This is a genomic window from Rhizobium sp. SEMIA 4085 (genome assembly GCF_013004495.1).
Classification (GTDB): domain Bacteria; phylum Pseudomonadota; class Alphaproteobacteria; order Rhizobiales; family Rhizobiaceae; genus Rhizobium; species Rhizobium gallicum.
The window spans coordinates 1-2,578 of sequence record NZ_JABEPH010000555.1 but is presented as its reverse complement, the minus strand read 5'-3'; the positions used below and the strand labels follow the sequence as shown (position 1 = coordinate 2,578).

Genomic DNA, 2,578 nt, shown 5'->3' with positions numbered 1-2,578 from the left:
TCTGCAAATTCTCGGAGAGAGGCGGTCAGGGCGGTCTGGTGATGTTCAACGTCACCTGATTCCCTGGAAGGAACGCCACCATGACCAAGACTGAAGGTAAGACAGCCAGCGCCGCCGTCAAAGACATTTTGCCAATCGGCACCCAAAATTGGCTCTGACTCACTTTTGATGAAATCAAGTGCTGGCTGATGTTGGTTTCACACAAGTAATCAACATTATGAGCCATTCGCTCCGACCTTCGACGCTCGTCCCTCGCGGCTTTATAGTCGACAATACAGCCATTGATGACAAGGTAATGTTGATCGCAGTCCGGTCGGCGAGCAAAGCGAGCCTTTGCCCGATCTGTGGAACAAGGTCGGAACGAATTCACAGTCGATATCAACGACGCCTGGCTGACCTGCCCCTGGTGGGAAAGCCCGTTCGGCTTGTCATTGAAGCGACAGTTCCACTGCGACGCAGTGTTGTTCGGCCGGCGAATCTTCGCCGAGCGCTTCGACGGGGACGTTCTCGCGCCTTCGGCGCGGCGAACTGCCAGGCTCGACCACATCGTCCATCATCTCGGGCTTGCATTGGGCGGCAGGCCAGCGGCCACCTTTGCCAAGAGGCTGATATTGCCGGTAAGCAACGATACGCTGCTGCGCGTCGTGCGGCGGCGCGGCAGTCCGCGCTTTGTCCCGCCGACCGTGATCGGGATCGACGACTGTGCGTGGCGACGTAACCAACGCTATTGCTAAAGAAGGGCCGGCTGCAAGGAAACATCTCAAATTGCGTTAACGACCAACCCGCGCATATAAGCGCAACAATTATTGCGTATAGGCTTGATCATTGCGCGTACGGTTGGCATTCTTGCGTATCCGTTAGGCGCAGGGCAAACGACGAATCGTGGCAAACCAAATTCCAGACGACGCCTTGGCCGCGATCGAAGAGATCGTCAGCCAACATACAGGCGCCATCCCAGCATCAGAGATTCTTCGCGCGCTACCAGCGCCTATCCCTCAACGCACCCTGCAATATCGCCTGAAGCGACTGGTATCGGACGATCGCCTCATTATGGAGGGCGAAGGCCGGTGGGCAAAATACCGACTGCCTGAGGCTACTTCGACAACGGCACCATCTGGCGAAGATCGGGTCTTCACTATCGCGTTGTCTGATGCAGCCAAATCAGTGCGCGACTACGTCCGACATGCGCCCGAAGCTCGCAGGCCAGTCGGTTATAATCGTGACTTCCTTGACCGTTACCGCCCGAACGCCACCTTCTATCTGACCGAGGCCGAACGCGCCCATCTGGCCTCAGTCGGGCGACCACAGATCGCCGAGCAGCCGGCAGGAACCTACGCCAAGCACATCCTGAACAGACTTCTCATTGATCTGGCCTGGAACTCCAGCCGGCTCGAGGGCAACACCTATTCGCTCCTCGACACCAAGCGCCTCATCCAATTCGGCGAAGAGGCTAAGGGCCGGGCGCATCTCGAAGCGCAAATGATCCTCAACCACAAGGACGCAATTGAATTCCTGGTCAGCGCGGCCGACGACATCGGCTTCAACCGCTATACGATACTTAATCTACACGGGCTACTGGCAAACAACCTCCTTCCCGATCCATCAGCCGCTGGTAGGTTGCGCTACATCGCGGTGGGAATAGACCGGTCCGCCTTCCATCCCCTGGAGGTGCCACAGCTCATCGAGGAAGCCTTCGATGAGATATTGGCAACTGCCGATGCCATCGTAGACCCGTTCGAGCAGGCATTCTTCGTCATGGTGCAACTGCCATATCTCCAGCCCTTCGACGACGTGAACAAGCGCGTATCCCGCCTTGCCGCGAACATCCCGTTCGTCAAGAACAACCTTTCACCGCTTTCCTTCGCCGATGTGCCGCGGCAAGCATATACTGAAGCAGTGCTCGGGGTTTACGAGCTGAACCAGGTTGATCTCCTCAAAGACCTCTTTCTATGGGCCTATGAACGCTCAGCAGCGCACTACGCTGCTGTGCGCCAGTCACTGGGCGAGCCTGATCCGTTCCGGCTTCGCTATCGAGCTGAACTGCGTGAACTTGTGGCTGAACTCATTCGTGGGCGTACTGGACGCAAGGAGGCCGCCGGGCGCATCACCGCTTGGGCAGTCGACAGGATCAATCCCGCAGATCGTGGGCGCTTCGTTGAGATTACCGAAACCGAGTTAACAGCACTGCATGAAGGTAATTTCGCGCGCTATCAGCTCCGACCTTCGGAGTTCGCTGCCTGGCGCGAAGTCTGGGAGGCGCAATGACTGACGGTCCCTACCCCATTGTCACCGCTGACGATTTCGCACGCCGATTATCAATGCGTCCAGGTGGATTGATGTGGCTGCTCGGGGCTGGAGCTTCTGCCGCAGCTGGCATTCCCACAGGTAGCGTCCTGATCACGCAAAAACAAAACCCGCCGAAAATATCGACGGGTTTGTCAGCGGTCTGACGGCTCCGAGTTTCCTCGGAGCCCATTGAGTTTGTTATAATCGTTGGTTGCGGGGGCAGGATTTGAACCTGCGGCCTTCAGGTTATGAGCCTGACGAGCTACCGGGCTGCTCCACCCCGCGTTATTTT

At 57.3% G+C, this 2,578-nt stretch carries 2 protein-coding genes and 1 tRNA gene; 2 read left to right on the top strand and 1 reads right to left on the bottom strand.

Annotated elements, in window-relative coordinates; genetic code table 11:
* The first annotated feature begins 217 nt into the window (after positions 1-217).
* Both C9413_RS30850 and C9413_RS30845 read left to right on the top strand, forming a co-directional pair.
* Positions 218-718, top strand: coding sequence for a transposase family protein (locus tag C9413_RS30850; protein WP_348648818.1), 501 nt, complete (start codon positions 218-220; stop codon positions 716-718).
* A gap of 191 nt (positions 719-909) precedes the next feature.
* The gene (locus C9413_RS30845; RefSeq protein WP_203226174.1) at positions 910-2,265 is read left to right on the top strand and encodes a Fic family protein; all 1,356 of its coding nucleotides are present in this window, start codon (positions 910-912) and stop codon (positions 2,263-2,265) included.
* A 229-nt stretch (positions 2,266-2,494) separates the two neighbouring features.
* Here C9413_RS30845 and C9413_RS30840 read toward each other — a convergent pair.
* Positions 2,495-2,571: transfer RNA gene (locus tag C9413_RS30840), tRNA-Met, on the bottom strand.
* Between the last annotated feature and the right edge of the window lie 7 nt (positions 2,572-2,578).